This is a genomic window from Pantoea sp. LMR881 (genome assembly GCF_027157825.1).
Lineage (GTDB): Bacteria > Pseudomonadota > Gammaproteobacteria > Enterobacterales > Enterobacteriaceae > Pantoea > Pantoea haifensis.
Genome location: NZ_JAPVOK010000002.1, coordinates 1756678 through 1771349, shown reverse-complemented (window position 1 = coordinate 1771349; position 14672 = coordinate 1756678). Strand labels below are relative to the sequence as shown.

Genomic DNA, 14672 nt, shown 5'->3' with positions numbered 1-14672 from the left:
GTAATAATCCGTCATCATATTTCATGATAATCACTGAAACTTAATGCCACGCCTTGTTATGGCGCGATATTAATAAAAGTTATCCCTGAGGTTGCGGAATAATCTTTATATCAACCATACCAATACCTAATTTACGTGGATCCTGACCGATAATATTGTCAAGCGTGCTCAACTGGGGTTCCGGCGGCACGATGGTTAACGTGTGGCTGCCGTTCGGATTCGCAAAATGCAGAGTGGTGGTAGAAAATGTCTCGCCCAGCGTCATGAGTTGCTGCTGATCGCCAACACGCACGGGAATCGGACGCTGAACGTTGGGGCCAAAGGCGCGAGCGGTGATCACCAGGTCAAATTTCGCTGGAAGCGCATCAACGTACTCAATGTTGACCTCGGGCGCGAGATTGGCATTTGACCAACGCCCCCAGCTTTCCGGACGCGAAATGCCGCTAAAGCGTTTTACGGTTTCGGGCGCACCCGGCACAGCCAACAGAAAGCTGTCTGCCTTGTAGCGAATATCGTTATCCAGTATACGCAGTTGTGTCAGGTTGCGTTGATATTGCGCGTCGCTGGTGGCGCTGGCGGGAAACTGCACTTTGCCTTTCCACTGGGGTTTATCAATATGGATAACCACAGGCCACCCTCCCATCTGGCCCATTGCCAGGCAGTAGTCTGTAGAAAGCGCCAGGTCAGGTTGCCACAGCCGTGCCATTTTAAAACAGCTGTCAACCCAGACGAATTTATCGGTTGAGATGAAGTCAGCGAGCTGATAGCGCAGGGGAGCCGAATATTCGCCTTCGGGTAATGGCTCAACGTGTTTATCCGTCACGCGAAACAGAATGGGTAATTTAAATGTCGTACCAGAGAAGCTGAAATTATTCTTCGTGGTATCAATGGTGAAATTATCGATTTTTTTAGGGAAATTCCACAGCTGGATAATATCCGGCTTCCAGCTCATGATTTTCGTTTTCAAATTATCAAACTGACTGGAAAGCGATGCCGAAGAAAGCGTGCTGCGTCCAAGTCCAATCGCATTATCACCACCAAGAATATCCAGTAATGTCGCGCCGTTATCCAGCGTGCTGCGTTTGGCATCAATGATTTCAGCCTGCGGTTTATCCCCTCTGATAATCATAAACAGATCGTGACGCGGTTGCTTTACCAGATAGGGATGCGCGGTATTGTTCATCGCCAGATGGTCAGACGTCACCACAATAACCGTATTTTTGAACCAGGGTGAGGCTTTGATGCGCTCAATCAGTCGCGCCACATGCTCTTGTGAACAGGCAACAGCACTAAAAGACTGATTAGGCTTGCCATCATAGCGGTAACTTTTGCGCTGGCAGCTGCGTGAAATGAAGCCGTCCGGATGGTGCGTGTCTACCGTCAGGGTAAACAGCGCAAAACGTTTTTGCTGGCGTGAAAGCTCTTCATATTTCTGAAAAACCTCATCCATTACCGTGTCGTCGTAAAATCCCCAGTTATTACGATAGGCTGGATCGGCTACGCGGCTCTTAAGCTCTTGTGAGCCATACATATTGGCTGGGCTAAAGCCATGCGACTGAAGAAACACATCTTTACCGGCGAACCGTAAGTCTGCCCCCTGAATAAACCAGTTTTCATAGCCGGAGTTTTTCAGGATATCGCCAAGGCAGATGTTCTGCGGATAAAAGCTGGAAAGTGACGCAGAGGCGTTGCCGTCAAAAGGCGCAAACAGCGGTATACCACACTGCGAAGCCACCATGCCTGCGATGGTGTAATCAGTGCCTGGTAACTGTTCGGTATGGCTGAAATCGATACTTTGCTCTTTTTCCCGACTGAGTTCCGGTGCCAGTCCCGGAAAAGTTTGTTGGTTAAAATAGGTGCGTTCGAGGCTTTCACCGTAAATGTAAACCACGTTCAGTTCAGGCTTATTGATAAGATTTTTCGGCACTTTATAAAAGCGATCAAAATCAGAATCAGCTAACTGCGTGTGTGAGGCGATCAGGGATGCGACCTGGCGAAAGGCTGGTGTGGTTTGCACCGATCCGGCGGCACAGGCGAAAGCAATCAGACTCCAGCCAAGATGATGAGGGCGATCGTGACGGCGTAGCAGCCATGACAGCAGACACAAAAGAGAGAACAGGACAATGATAAGCCCAATCGCGGGCACGACATATTTACTCACGCCTGCGCCAGTCAGGCTGTTGGTTAACGTGTATAACACGGCATCGTTAATCCCGTCGCCGGTAAAATAGTTACTGGCGTACAGCGTAGCGTTAAGCACCACAAACAAAACGAGTAAAATTAAAACAAGCACGAACCAAATCTTATTTCGCCCGGCTTTACTGGAATAGATTGCAATGGCGGCCAGAAACAATACAACTGACACGAATTCGGACAACGTCAAACCCTCTCATGTAGTGCGCGATTCCATGCGCAACCAGCCATCTTCGCAGGATGGTTTTCCGACAATCTATATTGGCTGTCATACGGCTGCAACACATCCAACCAGAATTGTGCAGTGTATTGGAGAATGATTTAACGGCTGTTTAGTGTGGGGATGAGTTAGCCTGACGGCAGGGCGATTCCGCCATCAGCAGACGGAAAAAAGGGCGGCTGAAACCTGTTCAGCCTGAAGGTTGAAAAGCTAAAGCTTGCCGGTTAAATATTGCGCTTCGCCATCAGCGAAACTCCAGTCACCTTTGTCGTTAGTGATAAAGCTGATCATCAGATCATTGCCCTGTACACCACAGCTTTCCTGGAGTTCGCGCGCCAGTTCGGCCATAAACAATTGCTTTTGTTCACAGCTGCGTGGACTGGTATAGACGCGCACCATCACCAGATTATCGCTGCGCGTGAAGCCCAGCCCGGTGTCCTGGAACACCATTTGGTAAGGTTTATTTTCGTGAACAATCTGATAACGATCGCGCGCAGGCACCTTAAAAGCCGTCAACACCGCACGATGCGCAGCATCCAGAAGCGTGCGCAACGCTGATTCAGAACGGCCTTCAATAACATCAAATTGCAATAATGGCATGGAAAATCCCTCATCATTAAATGGAAATTATGACTGTCGATAGAGCTATCCTGACGTCTTTCACTTCAGAGAAAAAGCGACTAACCTGAAATGATTATTCACTATATTGAACAATCATCATGAAAGAGATGAAAACGGATGCCTTGTGGGGGCATTTGCACTGGCTGACTGTGCTGGCGGAGCAAGGCAGTTTTACCCGTGCGGCTGAGCGGTTAGAGGTGAGCAAGGCGGCGATGAGCCAAAAAATCAAAGAGCTTGAAGAGATAGCGGGCGTCTCGCTGGTGCAGCGAACTACGCGCAGCGTGCGGTTGACTTCAGCGGGTGAGAAACTGGTAGAGGAGCTGCGTGAGCCGTTTGCACGCATCGAGCAAAGCTTTTTCAGCGTGCGTGATACCGCGGGTCCGGTACGAGGTCTGGTGCGCATAACGGCGCCGGTTGCGTTTGCACGTCAGCAACTGGTGCCGATTATTGGCGATTTTTTGCGCGAGTTTCCACAGGTGCGATTGCAGGTAGAGGTCACCGATCGCATCGTGTCGCTGAGCAGCGAAGGGTTCGATTTAGCGATACGTCACAGTGATTCCCTGCCTGAAACACATGTTGCACTGCCGCTGTGTGAAACCCGCACGCTGCTGGTTGCTTCACCGCACTATCTGGCGCAGCAGGGCAGGCCCGTCAAGCCGCAGGACCTGGCGCAGCATAATTGTCTTTACTATCCGCGCGGGGTGGAATCACCGCGCTGGACATTCGCCGCCCTCGACAGCAACGAGCAGGTTCAGGTGCGCATTCAGGGCAGTTTTGCGACCAATAACAGTGAGTCGATTCGCGATGCGGCACTGCAGGGGCTGGGGATAGCAATGCTGCCGGACTTCAGCGCCAGCGCGGCGTTAAAGTCCGGTTCATTGCAACAGGTTTTGACTGAGTGGCAGTGCATCGATGCCTTCGCCGCCCGATTATGGCTTGTGCGGCCCTGGTCGGCGCAGGTGCCGCGAGCGGTCACGACATTGACTCACTGGCTACGCGCGCGCTTTGTTAATGGTTGACGGCAGTGCCAGCGGAGCGGGCGACGCAGTGTGCATCATCTCGCCAATCAGGCTGGTGCGGTTATATACGCCAAGACGTAAATTAAAATCGAGGTGCAGCCGCTCTTTGCCTGTCAGCTTGATGATTGGCGGCGGCGTTTGCGGACGGTGCTGAAACAGCACTGAGCGGGCAAAGGCGGCGCTGTTATCGGCATGCAAACCCTGATAGTAATAAGCGTTGGCTTCGCCCTTGCGCAAATAAACATTAATTCGGCGATATTCGCGAATGGCAACCTGCTGCGCCAGCGATAATAACTGGCGTGACGGATTTTCAATATTTTGCACAATCAGTGGAAAATCATCGCGTTTTTTCATTTCCTGAAAATAATTTTGCACGCCAATGTTTTTAACCGGTGCCAGCTGTTTTAACCATTCACGAATAAAAGGATTTTTCGGTGCGGCAGCCAGAAACCAGCTTTCGGTAACCGGCGAAAGAAAATTAATGGTAGAGCGTTCACGGTAATAGCCGATCAGGTCCATCGAACGCTCCTGATGAACTTTATGTACCCATGAAAGATTTTCAAACAGCAAGGTACTGCAATCAATGCCAATGCCGCCGTAGCGATGCAATAATTCAAGGCGAATAATTTCGCTTTTATGCGCCAGCGTTAAATCTGAGGAAATAAAATTCAGATCCGGAAGCCATTGCCGCAGCGTACGTTGCGTAATGAGATGAACGTCATGATCGGGATTATCTCGACGTATTTTATTGATATTCAATGCCATTGATTTTGGCAATTGATTATCATGCCAGTACATCCACACCATTTTAGGGATCGCTGGCAACGTTTTCTGCTGCGACATCAACACGACATTTTGTTCCTGGCCCGGATCATATTCTGGGGCGCTGACTGTGCTGTGTTTCTTTTTATTCCATAGCATCTGACTAGTGAACGATATTCTTTTCCAGCTGCGCCAGAAAGTATGCGCAGGACGTTGACTGAGTTGTGTCATGGTGCACCTGTTATTATCGTTGTACCTGTCCTGTTTCACGTTATCTTTCGCTGGCTTTGGGATCTCGTCTCGGTTTTATCCTGGTACTGAATCCGGCGTGAACACCTTTATTGCCTTCCTGTAACGCAAATAAGTCGGGTATGTCGTCGTTGGTTTTCCCTGATGGTGACGCAGCGGTAAGCGCGCGATAGTTTCCTCACGGCTGTGTAAAATTGCACTGCCCCTCCTTAATAAAACATTATTTACTTATTAGCTATTTCTTTTTCTATCTTTAGGATAATCCGGAATTAAGCCGGTCATAAGCAATTTAAAATAATTAAGTGCAAATGAATTATTTAATACACCTTTGTTAATCAGCACGGGCGTTTGAAATAAGGAATTTCTGATCTTTTTTATTTTCCCTGTCGATAAACAGCGACTTTCTGTTGTGGCATAAAAAGATTCTGCTTAAAAAGCATCCGTTAGCGCGGCTCATCGATTCGCTGGATCGTACAGCCTGAGAGCAATTGTCTACGCTTAAGGAAGGCTTACAGAGAATGGAGGCGATATGCAGCATGAATCGAGTGGATTGTTGGCAGTAGATAAACAAGGCAATCGCGTACTGTTTCTCAATCCTGAAACCTTTGCGGTACAGCAGGAGTTAAACGCATTTCCCCCGGCCTCATGAATTGCTGATGTTAACGGCATGGGAAAAAGCCTATGTCCCCATCTATGGCGACGGGGTTCACGGCGATAATCCGCATCCCGGCCACAAAATTGCGATAATCAATTTGCGACGGCGGGAAATCAGCGGTTTCATCGATCTCTCCCCGTTGCGATCACCGCATAGCGGCCAGCTGGGCCGTGACGGTAAGGTTTATCTCTGTTGTGAAGCCAGTGCCAGGGTCGCGGTGATCGATCCGAACAGCGATACATTAGAAAAAACCATTCCTGTGCCTTCTCACAATGCGCATCGCCTGACGCTGTCCCCAGCGGGCGTAAACTGTTCACTGAAAATGAGGAAGATGCGAGCATTACCGTGGTCGACTTGTGCGAAACAGAAGGGCGCGTCATTGATAACATTTTATTGCACGGCCCGATTGCCGGTATTGCGGCATCGCCAAAACACCCTTATCTGGTGGCCAGTGCCGCCGATGCGCCACAGCTTTATGTTATTGATCGCCAGAGCCATCGTGTGCGCCAGCGTTTGACGCTGCCGGGCCATAAAAAGCCCTGCCAGGTTGTTCGTTTCAGCCCGGACGGTGAATTGATGGTGGCGATTGGCAATCAGGAACCCATCGTGACGCTGTTTGATGATCTGCTCAATCCGCTGGGTGACATTGCTGTTGGCAACAAGCCAATGGATGGCTGTTTCAGCGCCGATAAGCAGCAATTGCTGATAGCCAATGAAGGTGACGGCACGCTGAGCGTTATCGATTTAGTGCAGCGTAAAGTCATTGCGACGCCGCGTGTCGGGACTGGCTGCGAAATCCTCAGTTATTTTCAGCTGAGTTAAATAAAAGGACGATGATAAATCGCCGAGCTCCAGTGACGGCTGCTGGCATGTTTCTCTGCCTGCCAGCCGCGCTTACGCAGCTCACGGGCAATCAGTTTGTTCATGATACCGTGGCCCAGCAGCAGCACAGTTCCGTGCCGGGAAAATGCGATCAGCTTGTCTGCGGCAAGCGATGCTCTGTTACGGGCATGCAGTACCGATTCAGACTCACCGGCGTAGCCGCATAACCATAGCAAACGCAGCAGGGCCAGCCAGAGCGTAGTGGGCAGCTGCACGCGATCCGATCGCAGCAATGGGATCGCAACCTCACTGAACAGATCATCGATCTCTTGCGGATGTAAACCGAGCTGGGTCAGGGAGGAGCGTGCACGCGGTAACGGGCTGCAAACCACCACCGAGGCCTGACGTGCAATGTTTATGCTGCGTTCGGGCGGCGCGTCGCTGACCAGCGCCAGATCGTAGGCTTCGCACCAGTCGGCCAGCGCCTGTGCGCTGCATCGCCCGCCCGTCTGGTGATCGGGTTTGCCGTGTCGCATCAGAATAATCGTCATAACGCTCCTGTCTGGCTCTCTTTTTAGGGTAATGCATTCCTGACATTTGCCAAATCAACAGACGCTATTCAGAGAAAATTGCTGATTTTTATCGCGACAGAACCGATTTTTATTGGGCCTGGAGTGGATATTCTGGATGAAGTGAATGTCTGTTGTGCTTTCACATCGGCAGATCCGCTGATTCACAGCCAGAAGCAACGCCTGACAATGCGTTAGCGCGCGCATTTTTTCTGACAGGCTGTATGCAAAAGGTTAGCGAATGAGTCACCCTTTCAGCGGTTATTCCCACCATGCTGTCGGCTCGTGAGCCGAAAGTATTTCAGACAGCACAGGTGTTGTTTAACCGGACGCCGACCCAGCGGAACGTGGCGTTCGCCAGCCGGACGCCTGCGATTTTGCTATTTTGGTGTTTGTATTAAGCGATTCTGCTCTCGCAGGCGCAGTGGCAAACCGCCCCACTAGCCTGTTTCGCACACATCAACCCATTTTGCTGCGGTCAGATCCGCCATTTGCTGCGGTGTAATGCGAACGGCGCTATGGATGGCGCCTGCTGCAGGCAAGACTTCATCAAAGCGACGTAGCGACACATCGCAATAAACAGTAAGCGGATTTTCCAGACCAAAAGGACACACGCCACCAACGGGATGGCCAGTCCAGTTAATCACTTCATCTACGCTTAACATGCGGGCTTTAGCCCCCAGCGCCGCTTTTAACTTGCGGTTATCAAGACGCGCATCGCCGCGTGTCACAATCAATACGACTTCGTTTTTTACTTTTAATGACAGGGTCTTGGCGATCTGCCCCGGCGTCACGCCGTGAGCGCGTGCCGCCATTTCAACGGTGGCGGTGCTTTCTGGCATCTCAATGATGCCAATTTCAGGGGCGTGTTCGGCAAAGAACTGGCGTACCGACTCCAGACTCATCTTTTTCTCCATGCTGATTGAAGGCATAAAAACTGCCATAAGCCTTCAACGCTGTAAACGAGATAAAGAGAGAATTCACATCAAAAGAGAGTAAAAATCAGGCGGAATTCAGCGTGCAGTTACCACACTGTGCGACATCAGGAATGCGATAACGCTGACAACAGCTGCGGCGCACCATCTGGCCGTTGTGTGGCAGCATAGTGCGGTAGAGGGGATTATCACTGCCGTCGCGTAAATTGCGGGTGAAAAACAGCGTCTGTTCCAGTTGCAGCACCACAGATGCTTCCAGCTGATTTTTCAGTTCGCCCAGAAACCAGTGGAACGAGAAGCCCATGTTATTCCAGATTAAGCGCGCATTAATGTCACCGTGCTGCGTTATCCCGGTGACCACCGGGATAAGATGCTGCTGAATCAGCCGATCGATACGTTGCGGGGCATTAAAATAACGCGCCTCTTCATCTTCCTGTGCATCGATCCAGAAGGCACAGGGATGACCATTTTCATGAAATTCTACGCGAATATGCTGCGGCGAGCAGTCCAGCGCACGAGACGCTTGCAGCAGCGCCAGCATCAGCGGTGGCACCAGCAAGCCAAAATACCACTGCGCCCATAACGATTGCACCGGTTTGGCTTCAGGCGTGACATCAGGATGGTTGCGATAAAGATGATCGCTGTAACGTTGAGCGAGGGCGGTGAAGGCGTCAGTGTGTGACCATTCCGCGAGCGTTAAAGTCGGTGCGCCAGGTTGGCCAAATTTAATCGTGTCCAGCATATAGCTGTAATGCGAGCGCATCAGCTCAGTAAGCTCATCAGCTAACGCGCGCGGCTTCTGCATAAAAATGACCGGAAGGGCGCTAAAACGATGTTTTTCCTGGATAACAATAGCCATGCCGACTCGCATCGAAACAGACGTGTAGATAAGAAAGCAAATGATAATCGTTATTGATTCTATCTACAAGTCAGCCAGCGTAAAGAACACTCACAGGATAAAAGCCACGGGTTATTCAGCCAGAAACCGGAATTTACCGATAAGAAAGGTGCAAATAAATAAAAGGGCAATATTAATGCCCTTTCAGATGGATGCGATTAATGTACTTCGCCAGAGGAAAGCGTATGCGTTTTAGGTAAATCTTCCCAGGCAAGTATGGTATTTCTGCCCTGGTTTTTCGCAACATATAAAGCGCGATCGGCGTTAGCGACCGCTTGATCAAATTCATTATCGTAAATAGGTGCAATCCCGGCACTAATAGTGACATGGGTTGAAACCCGCTCATTAAATCGGTGCGGAATTTCTAAATCGACCACATATTGACGAATTCTTTCAGCCAGCTTCATGGCAATTGAGGCATTAACATTGGTCATTAAAACCAGGAACTCTTCACCACCATAACGCGTGACGACATCGCGTGAACGCACGGCATCACGAATGGCTACCGATACCCGAGCCAGTGCCTGATCGCCCATCGCATGGCCGTAATTGTCGTTGTAGGCCTTAAAGTGATCGATATCCAACAGCAAAACATAATGGCTGCCCGCATGGTTAACCAGTATGTTGTCCAGTCGGTTTTTCAAACCGCGTCGGTTATAGAGTCCGGTGAGGGGATCGAGCATACTCAGATCGCTAAATGTCTCTTTTTCTTCATATAGTTGGCGCATCAGGCGCAGGGTAAAGTTATCGGCACGGCGGCGCATGAGGTGCTGTAGAGAAAAGCCGATCAGCGGCAGTGCAATGGTTAACATAATCAAGCCGAAATGCTCACCATCATCCAGTAGCAGGACGGTTAACACCGGTGGTGTGATATGCAGGCAAAATGCCATTAAATAATCGCTCAGCGCGATGGCGCTAATAAAGAAAACGCTTAACAGGCTGATGATCAAAAAACTGCCGTCGAAATAAAACACCAAATGGTAGCGGTAGTTAATATGCCACGCCCACAGCGCGCCAAGTATCAACGCAACAGGATTTAATAACGGAAATTTTAGTTTAGGCTTCATTAAACACGAGATTAACGTCGTTGCACTAAAAAAAGCCACGATGGCAACCGGAAGTGTTATTTCATTTTTTGCCGCATCCATCAGGGGTAACAGGAAAAATAGTGATACAGCGACATTTAAAAACAAAAAAGCATCAGCGAAAGCCGATATTTGCTGTGTTTCAATTCATCATAAGATTCTAATTTCATTATAAATACTCGTGACGGCCCTGAAATACCAAAGCGCAAACCGGCAGAAAATATTCTTCCGGACAATAAGCAAATTATTGCTGTGTTATGGAATCTGTTATCGGTCGCAATCTAGCATTTTCCAACTGGTCTGTCATCTTCCCAACTGGTCAAAACAAAAACAGGCTGCAGAATGAGAAAAATTATCATATGATAATGGGAATGATTATCACTTGAGGTTAGGGCGATGGTGATGGCGATTGTTGCCGCCTGCGGCTTGTGGGGATTTAGCTGGATGATGGGAAAGCGACTGGATAGCGCCTGGGGCGTATTGTTGCCGTGTGCGGCAATGCCATTATTTGCGCTGTGGGGACCAAGTTTTAGTCAGTGGCGTATTGTGATGATTGTCGCGCTGTTACTGACGATTGTGATGCTGTTTAATCAACGTCTGCGTCACTATTTGCTGCTGCCGTCGTGTCTGGCATTAGCGGGTGGTTTAGCGGCGGTTTCAGTGAATTTTAACGTGTTATAACCAGGAAAAACGGGAAAAGAGTAACAGAGAAGAGAGGATGACAACGTTGGTGCGAAGAGAGGGACTTGAACCCTCACGTCCGTTAAGACACTAACACCTGAAGCTAGCGCGTCTACCAATTCCGCCACCTTCGCATCGAGTTGTCTTTTCATATCACCGCAATGGTGCGAAGAGAGGGACTTGAACCCTCACGTCCGTTAAGACACTAACACCTGAAGCTAGCGCGTCTACCAATTCCGCCACCTTCGCGCAGTGCTGGCGATATGAAACATGTGATTTTGGTGCGAAGAGAGGGACTTGAACCCTCACGTCCGTTAAGACACTAACACCTGAAGCTAGCGCGTCTACCAATTCCGCCACCTTCGCATACCCGTAATACATGACAGTATTACAACCACGGAGGCGCATTTTAGAGATTTTACTCAATGCGTCAACAGATATTTCGCCAGGCGGAAACGATCGCTGCAAAAAGCAACGTTTTCACCGCCGTGACGGTAAAGATACCGCGATGACAGCGGATTAACGCCCTTTAGCACCGCGTCCGTAGACGGCGCGATAAACTTTGAAGCGGCCGGTTTGCGCCAGCACTTCATGGTTGCCAAAGGTTTCATCCAGCACTTGCGGATAAGGCAGGAAGGCGTTCGCGACGATACGAAGTTCGCCACCGCTGTTAAGGTGTTTAACCGCACCGCGAATCAAGGTTTGCGCGGCATCAAGGCTGGTTTGCATCCCTTCATGGAACGGCGGGTTGGAGATAATCAAATCGAAGCGCCCGGTTACGTCGGAAAAGACGTTACTGGCAAACACCTCACCTTCCAGGCCGTTCGCTGCCAGCGTCGCTTTGCTGGCTTCAATCGCGGCGGCGTGCACGTCACACAGCCACAAACGCACTTTGGGTGAGTGGCGAGGCAATGACGCGGCAATTACCCCGGCACCACAGCCGATATCCAGCACTTTGCCTTTGGTATGCGGTGTTAAGGTAGATAACAGCAGTGCACTGCCTGTATCCAGCCCGTCACGACTGAAAACACCCGGCAGCGTATGGATGGTGAGATCGTCTAACTGATAGCTGTTGTCGAACGTACTGGCATCAAACGTCGGCTGTGTCTCCAGTCGACCATGATAGAGGCCGCAGCGACGCGCGCTGTCGATCTTCTCAAGTTTGACCCATTTTTCCAGCATGCCTTCGGCGCTGCGCACGCCGCTGCGGTTTTCACCCACAACAAACACATCACAGCCGACCGGCAGCAGTGCCAGCAGGTTTTCCAACTGGAACTGCACTTCGGGTTTATTTTTGGTCCAGAAGTACACCAGCGTATCGCAGCCCTGCACATCTTCCGCCTGTGCGACCAGCCCATAACGTGCCTGCTCACCCATACGGCGACTCAGGTTTTGCCAGTGATGATATTGCTGGGTATGCACCCGCGACGAGGCGGTTTCCAACTGAGCGGGCAGGTCATCCTGCAAATCGCCAGCAAACAAAACGTGGCGAGTGGTAAATTCATCACTGTGGCGCAGAATAACTTCGCTGGCCGGGGTAAAAGCAGACATGTAGGACTCCTGTAAGATCTGAACGGCGATTATAGTGGTTTGTTGGCGCATGTTCGATGGGTTTGCTAGCATAGCGTCGCATTCAGGCAGCAGAGCAGGTAACTCCATGACGTCCAGGCGCGACTGGCTTTTACAGCAAATAGGCATTACGCAGTATCAACTGCGACGCCCGCGGGTGTTTCATGGCGAAATTGCCGTCACGCTGGCACCGAATACGCAGTTAGTGATTGTCGCTGAAACGCCACCCGGCTTGCAGGAACCGCTGATCCTGGATGTTCTGCATGCACTCAATCTGCACAGCACGCAGGTGATGGTGGTCACGCCGGAACAGCTGCAGATGCTGCCAGAAAAGCTGAACTGTATGGGCTGGTTGCTCGGCGTGGAGAGTGAACAAGCGTTTCATGGCGTCGCTTTATCGACGGCCTCCCTCAATGAACTGATCAGCAGCGGCGCGGCAAAGCGCGCGCTCTGGCAACAGATGTGTAAACATGACAGCCATCTCTTTTCTCACCCCTGACGATCTCAAACAGGCTCTGGCGATTGAACAACGTAGCCACGCTTTTCCTGGAGTGAGCAGACTTTTGCCAGCAATCACGGCGAGCGTTTTTTAAATTTTCGGCTTGATGTGGACGGTAAGATGGCTGCTTTCGCTATCACTCAGGTCGTGCTGGATGAAGCATCGCTATTCAATATTGCGGTCGATCCCGCTTATCAGCGACGCGGTTTAGGCCGTCAGCTGTTGCAGCACGTGATTGATCAACTGCTACAGCGCGACGTCATGACGTTGTGGCTGGAAGTGCGCGCCTCTAACCATCCGGCAATTGCGCTCTACGAACAGTTAGACTTTAACCAGGTCAGCCGCCGCCCCAACTATTATCCTGCCGCCAGCGGACGCGAAGATGCGATTATTATGGCGCTGACGCTGTAAGGACCTAAGGAGTTTTGATGTTAAACAATTGGGATTGCATCCTGTTTGATGCTGACGATACGCTTTTCCATTTCGATGCCTATGCCGGATTACAACGCCTCTTCGCCGGTTATGATGTGCACTTTACCGATCAGGATTACGCAGATTATCAGGCCGTGAATAAACCTTTGTGGGTCGATTACCAGAACGGCGCGATTTCTGCTTTGCAGCTGCAAACCCGTCGTTTTCACGGCTGGAGTGAAAAACTCAGTATTTCGCCTGAAGTGCTTAACAGCGGTTTCCTTACCGCAATGGCTGAGATCTGCACGCCACTGGCAGGCGCGGTCAGCCTGATGAAGCTGCTTCATGGCAAGGTCAGGATGGGCATCATCACCAACGGTTTTACCGCTTTGCAGCAGACGCGTTTAGAGCGCACCGGCTTTCGCGACTATTTCGACGCTTTGGTGATCTCGGAGCAGGTCGGTGTCCCCAAACCGGACGCAAAGATTTTTGATCATGCCCTGGCGTTGATGGGTAATCCCCATCGTGAACGTGTGTTGATGGTGGGGGATACGCCTGAGTCAGATATTCTCGGCGGCATGAATGCAGGGTTAAAAACCTGCTGGCTCGATCACGGCACCCGCCCGTTGCCTGCGCATATTACGCCAACCTGGCAGGTCAAAAGTTTGAGCGAACTGGAAGCCATTCTTAACGCGTAAAGGCAATCCGGTACGCGAATACTAAAAACCACCCTGTTTCCGGGTGGTTTTTTTGTCTGCGGCACATGGCTTAAGGCGTTTTCTCCGGACCTGACTGCTCTTCGTCGCGATCCTCTTTTACCGGTGTACTGGCCGTCAACAAAAATGGCGATTGTTGCCAGCGCGTGCGGCGATCGCGCAGTAAAGTACGGGTAAGAATGATGCCGATAGCCAGCGCCAGTAACATCATCAAACGCAAAATATTGGTGGTATTATCGACCTGGCGTGATTCTGTTACCAGCACGTGTGTATCCAGCGTGACGCGCAGAAAACCCAGCGGCCCTTCATTGCCTTCAAGTGGCTGGACAATCTGATGGTTGAAGTAGCTGCCGGCGCGCTTGCCATCCAGCGCAAGACGATCGCGAACGGTAATATTTTCACCGCTGTGTGCGACTAAACTGCCATTATCGTCGTAAACTGAGGCGTCAAGAATACGGCTGTTAACAGTCATGCGATCCAGGATAGCTTCAATTTTACTGCGATTATCTTCGCTGTTATCCATCAGCGGTTGCAGACTAAAGGCGACCTGATTCGTCAGCGTATGCGCAAGCTCATCGACCTGCTCAGAGCGAGCCATTTGATGACCGAGGCTAAACCAGGATGCGCCCTGCATCAGAACGACTAACAGCGCCATTGAGATAAGAACAATTACCGTGCGATGTAAGCGAAATTTCAGTGCGGTTTTAGCCATCGATAATCCGTGTCGTGTCCCAACAGAAAGCCTGGAGATTATGTTGCCAGAAGCAG

12 protein-coding genes, 3 tRNA genes and 3 pseudogenes are annotated in these 14672 nt (G+C 50.6%); 6 read left to right on the top strand and 12 right to left on the bottom strand.

Features of this window, described 5'->3' with window-relative positions; translation table 11 throughout:
• Positions 1-79: 79 nt before the first annotated feature.
• Both opgB and O3W44_RS10175 read right to left on the bottom strand, forming a co-directional pair.
• Positions 80-2377 carry a phosphatidylglycerol--membrane-oligosaccharide glycerophosphotransferase gene (opgB, locus tag O3W44_RS10180; protein ID WP_269294414.1) on the bottom strand — a complete coding sequence of 766 codons (2298 nt, stop codon included), beginning with the start codon at positions 2375-2377 and terminating at the stop codon, positions 80-82.
• 246 nt (positions 2378-2623) lie between these two features.
• Positions 2624-3013 carry a tautomerase family protein gene (locus tag O3W44_RS10175; protein ID WP_269292969.1) on the bottom strand — a complete coding sequence of 130 codons (390 nt, stop codon included), beginning with the start codon at positions 3011-3013 and terminating at the stop codon, positions 2624-2626.
• Between the two features lie 119 nt (positions 3014-3132).
• Between O3W44_RS10175 and O3W44_RS10170 the strand changes: the two genes are divergently transcribed.
• Entirely contained in the window at positions 3133-4053 is a 921-nt protein-coding gene (locus O3W44_RS10170) for a LysR family transcriptional regulator (protein WP_269292968.1), read from the top strand.
• Here O3W44_RS10170 and O3W44_RS10165 read toward each other — a convergent pair.
• On the bottom strand, positions 4027-5046 hold the full coding sequence (locus O3W44_RS10165; RefSeq protein ID WP_269292967.1) for a glycosyltransferase family 32 protein: 1020 nt from the start codon (positions 5044-5046) through the stop codon (positions 4027-4029). The two genes, O3W44_RS10170 and O3W44_RS10165, sit on opposite strands and share 27 nt — an antisense overlap.
• 547 nt (positions 5047-5593) lie before the next feature.
• On the opposite strand from O3W44_RS10165, the pseudogene O3W44_RS10160 reads away from it, so the two are divergent.
• Positions 5594-6541 (top strand): annotated as a pseudogene (locus O3W44_RS10160) (WD40 repeat domain-containing protein).
• On the opposite strand, the gene O3W44_RS10155 reads toward O3W44_RS10160, so the two are convergent.
• From O3W44_RS10155 to O3W44_RS10140, 4 genes and pseudogenes are all read right to left on the bottom strand, one after another.
• Positions 6538-7092 (bottom strand): histidine phosphatase family protein, encoded by a 555-nt coding sequence (locus O3W44_RS10155; RefSeq protein WP_269292966.1) that lies wholly within the window; start codon positions 7090-7092, stop codon positions 6538-6540. The pseudogene O3W44_RS10160 and the gene O3W44_RS10155 sit on opposite strands and share 4 nt — an antisense overlap.
• Positions 7093-7550: 458 nt before the next feature.
• Complete coding sequence (locus O3W44_RS10150; RefSeq protein WP_269292965.1) at positions 7551-8015, bottom strand: YbaK/EbsC family protein; 465 nt, start codon at positions 8013-8015, stop codon at positions 7551-7553.
• A 97-nt stretch (positions 8016-8112) separates the two neighbouring features.
• Entirely contained in the window at positions 8113-8904 is a 792-nt protein-coding gene (gene fhuF / locus O3W44_RS10145) for a siderophore-iron reductase FhuF (protein ID WP_269292964.1), read from the bottom strand.
• 197 nt (positions 8905-9101) lie between these two features.
• Positions 9102-10198 (bottom strand): annotated as a pseudogene (locus tag O3W44_RS10140) (GGDEF domain-containing protein).
• Positions 10199-10424: 226 nt separating this feature from the next.
• Here O3W44_RS10140 and O3W44_RS10135 point away from each other — a divergent pair.
• Positions 10425-10709: a DUF1435 domain-containing protein gene (locus tag O3W44_RS10135; protein ID WP_269292963.1), complete on the top strand. Its 285-nt coding sequence runs from the start codon at positions 10425-10427 to the stop codon at positions 10707-10709.
• Positions 10710-10756: 47 nt separating this feature from the next.
• Here O3W44_RS10135 and O3W44_RS10130 read toward each other — a convergent pair.
• The 4 genes from O3W44_RS10130 to rsmC form a co-directional block, all read right to left on the bottom strand.
• Positions 10757-10843, bottom strand: a tRNA-Leu gene (locus tag O3W44_RS10130).
• Positions 10844-10871: 28 nt separating this feature from the next.
• A tRNA-Leu gene (locus O3W44_RS10125) sits at positions 10872-10958 on the bottom strand.
• Between the two features lie 30 nt (positions 10959-10988).
• Positions 10989-11075 (bottom strand) — tRNA-Leu (locus tag O3W44_RS10120).
• A 153-nt stretch (positions 11076-11228) separates the two neighbouring features.
• Complete coding sequence (rsmC, locus tag O3W44_RS10115) at positions 11229-12260, bottom strand: 16S rRNA (guanine(1207)-N(2))-methyltransferase RsmC (protein ID WP_269292962.1); 1032 nt, start codon at positions 12258-12260, stop codon at positions 11229-11231.
• A 106-nt stretch (positions 12261-12366) separates the two neighbouring features.
• Between rsmC and O3W44_RS10110 the strand changes: the two genes are divergently transcribed.
• The 3 genes and pseudogenes from O3W44_RS10110 (at position 12367) to yjjG (ending at position 13886) form a co-directional block, all read left to right on the top strand.
• Positions 12367-12777, top strand: a complete 411-nt coding sequence (locus tag O3W44_RS10110; protein ID WP_269292961.1) for a DNA polymerase III subunit psi — start codon at positions 12367-12369, stop codon at positions 12775-12777.
• A pseudogene (gene rimI, locus O3W44_RS10105) lies at positions 12749-13188 on the top strand (ribosomal protein S18-alanine N-acetyltransferase). Before O3W44_RS10110 ends, rimI begins: the two are co-directional and overlap by 29 nt.
• A 17-nt stretch (positions 13189-13205) precedes the next feature.
• Positions 13206-13886 carry a pyrimidine 5'-nucleotidase gene (gene yjjG, locus O3W44_RS10100; protein ID WP_269292960.1) on the top strand — a complete coding sequence of 227 codons (681 nt, stop codon included), beginning with the start codon at positions 13206-13208 and terminating at the stop codon, positions 13884-13886.
• Positions 13887-13956: 70 nt separating this feature from the next.
• Here the strand turns inward: yjjG and O3W44_RS10095 are convergent, their stop codons facing one another.
• The gene (locus O3W44_RS10095; protein WP_269292959.1) at positions 13957-14616 is read right to left on the bottom strand and encodes a YtjB family periplasmic protein; all 660 of its coding nucleotides are present in this window, start codon (positions 14614-14616) and stop codon (positions 13957-13959) included.
• Positions 14617-14672 lie beyond the last annotated feature (56 nt).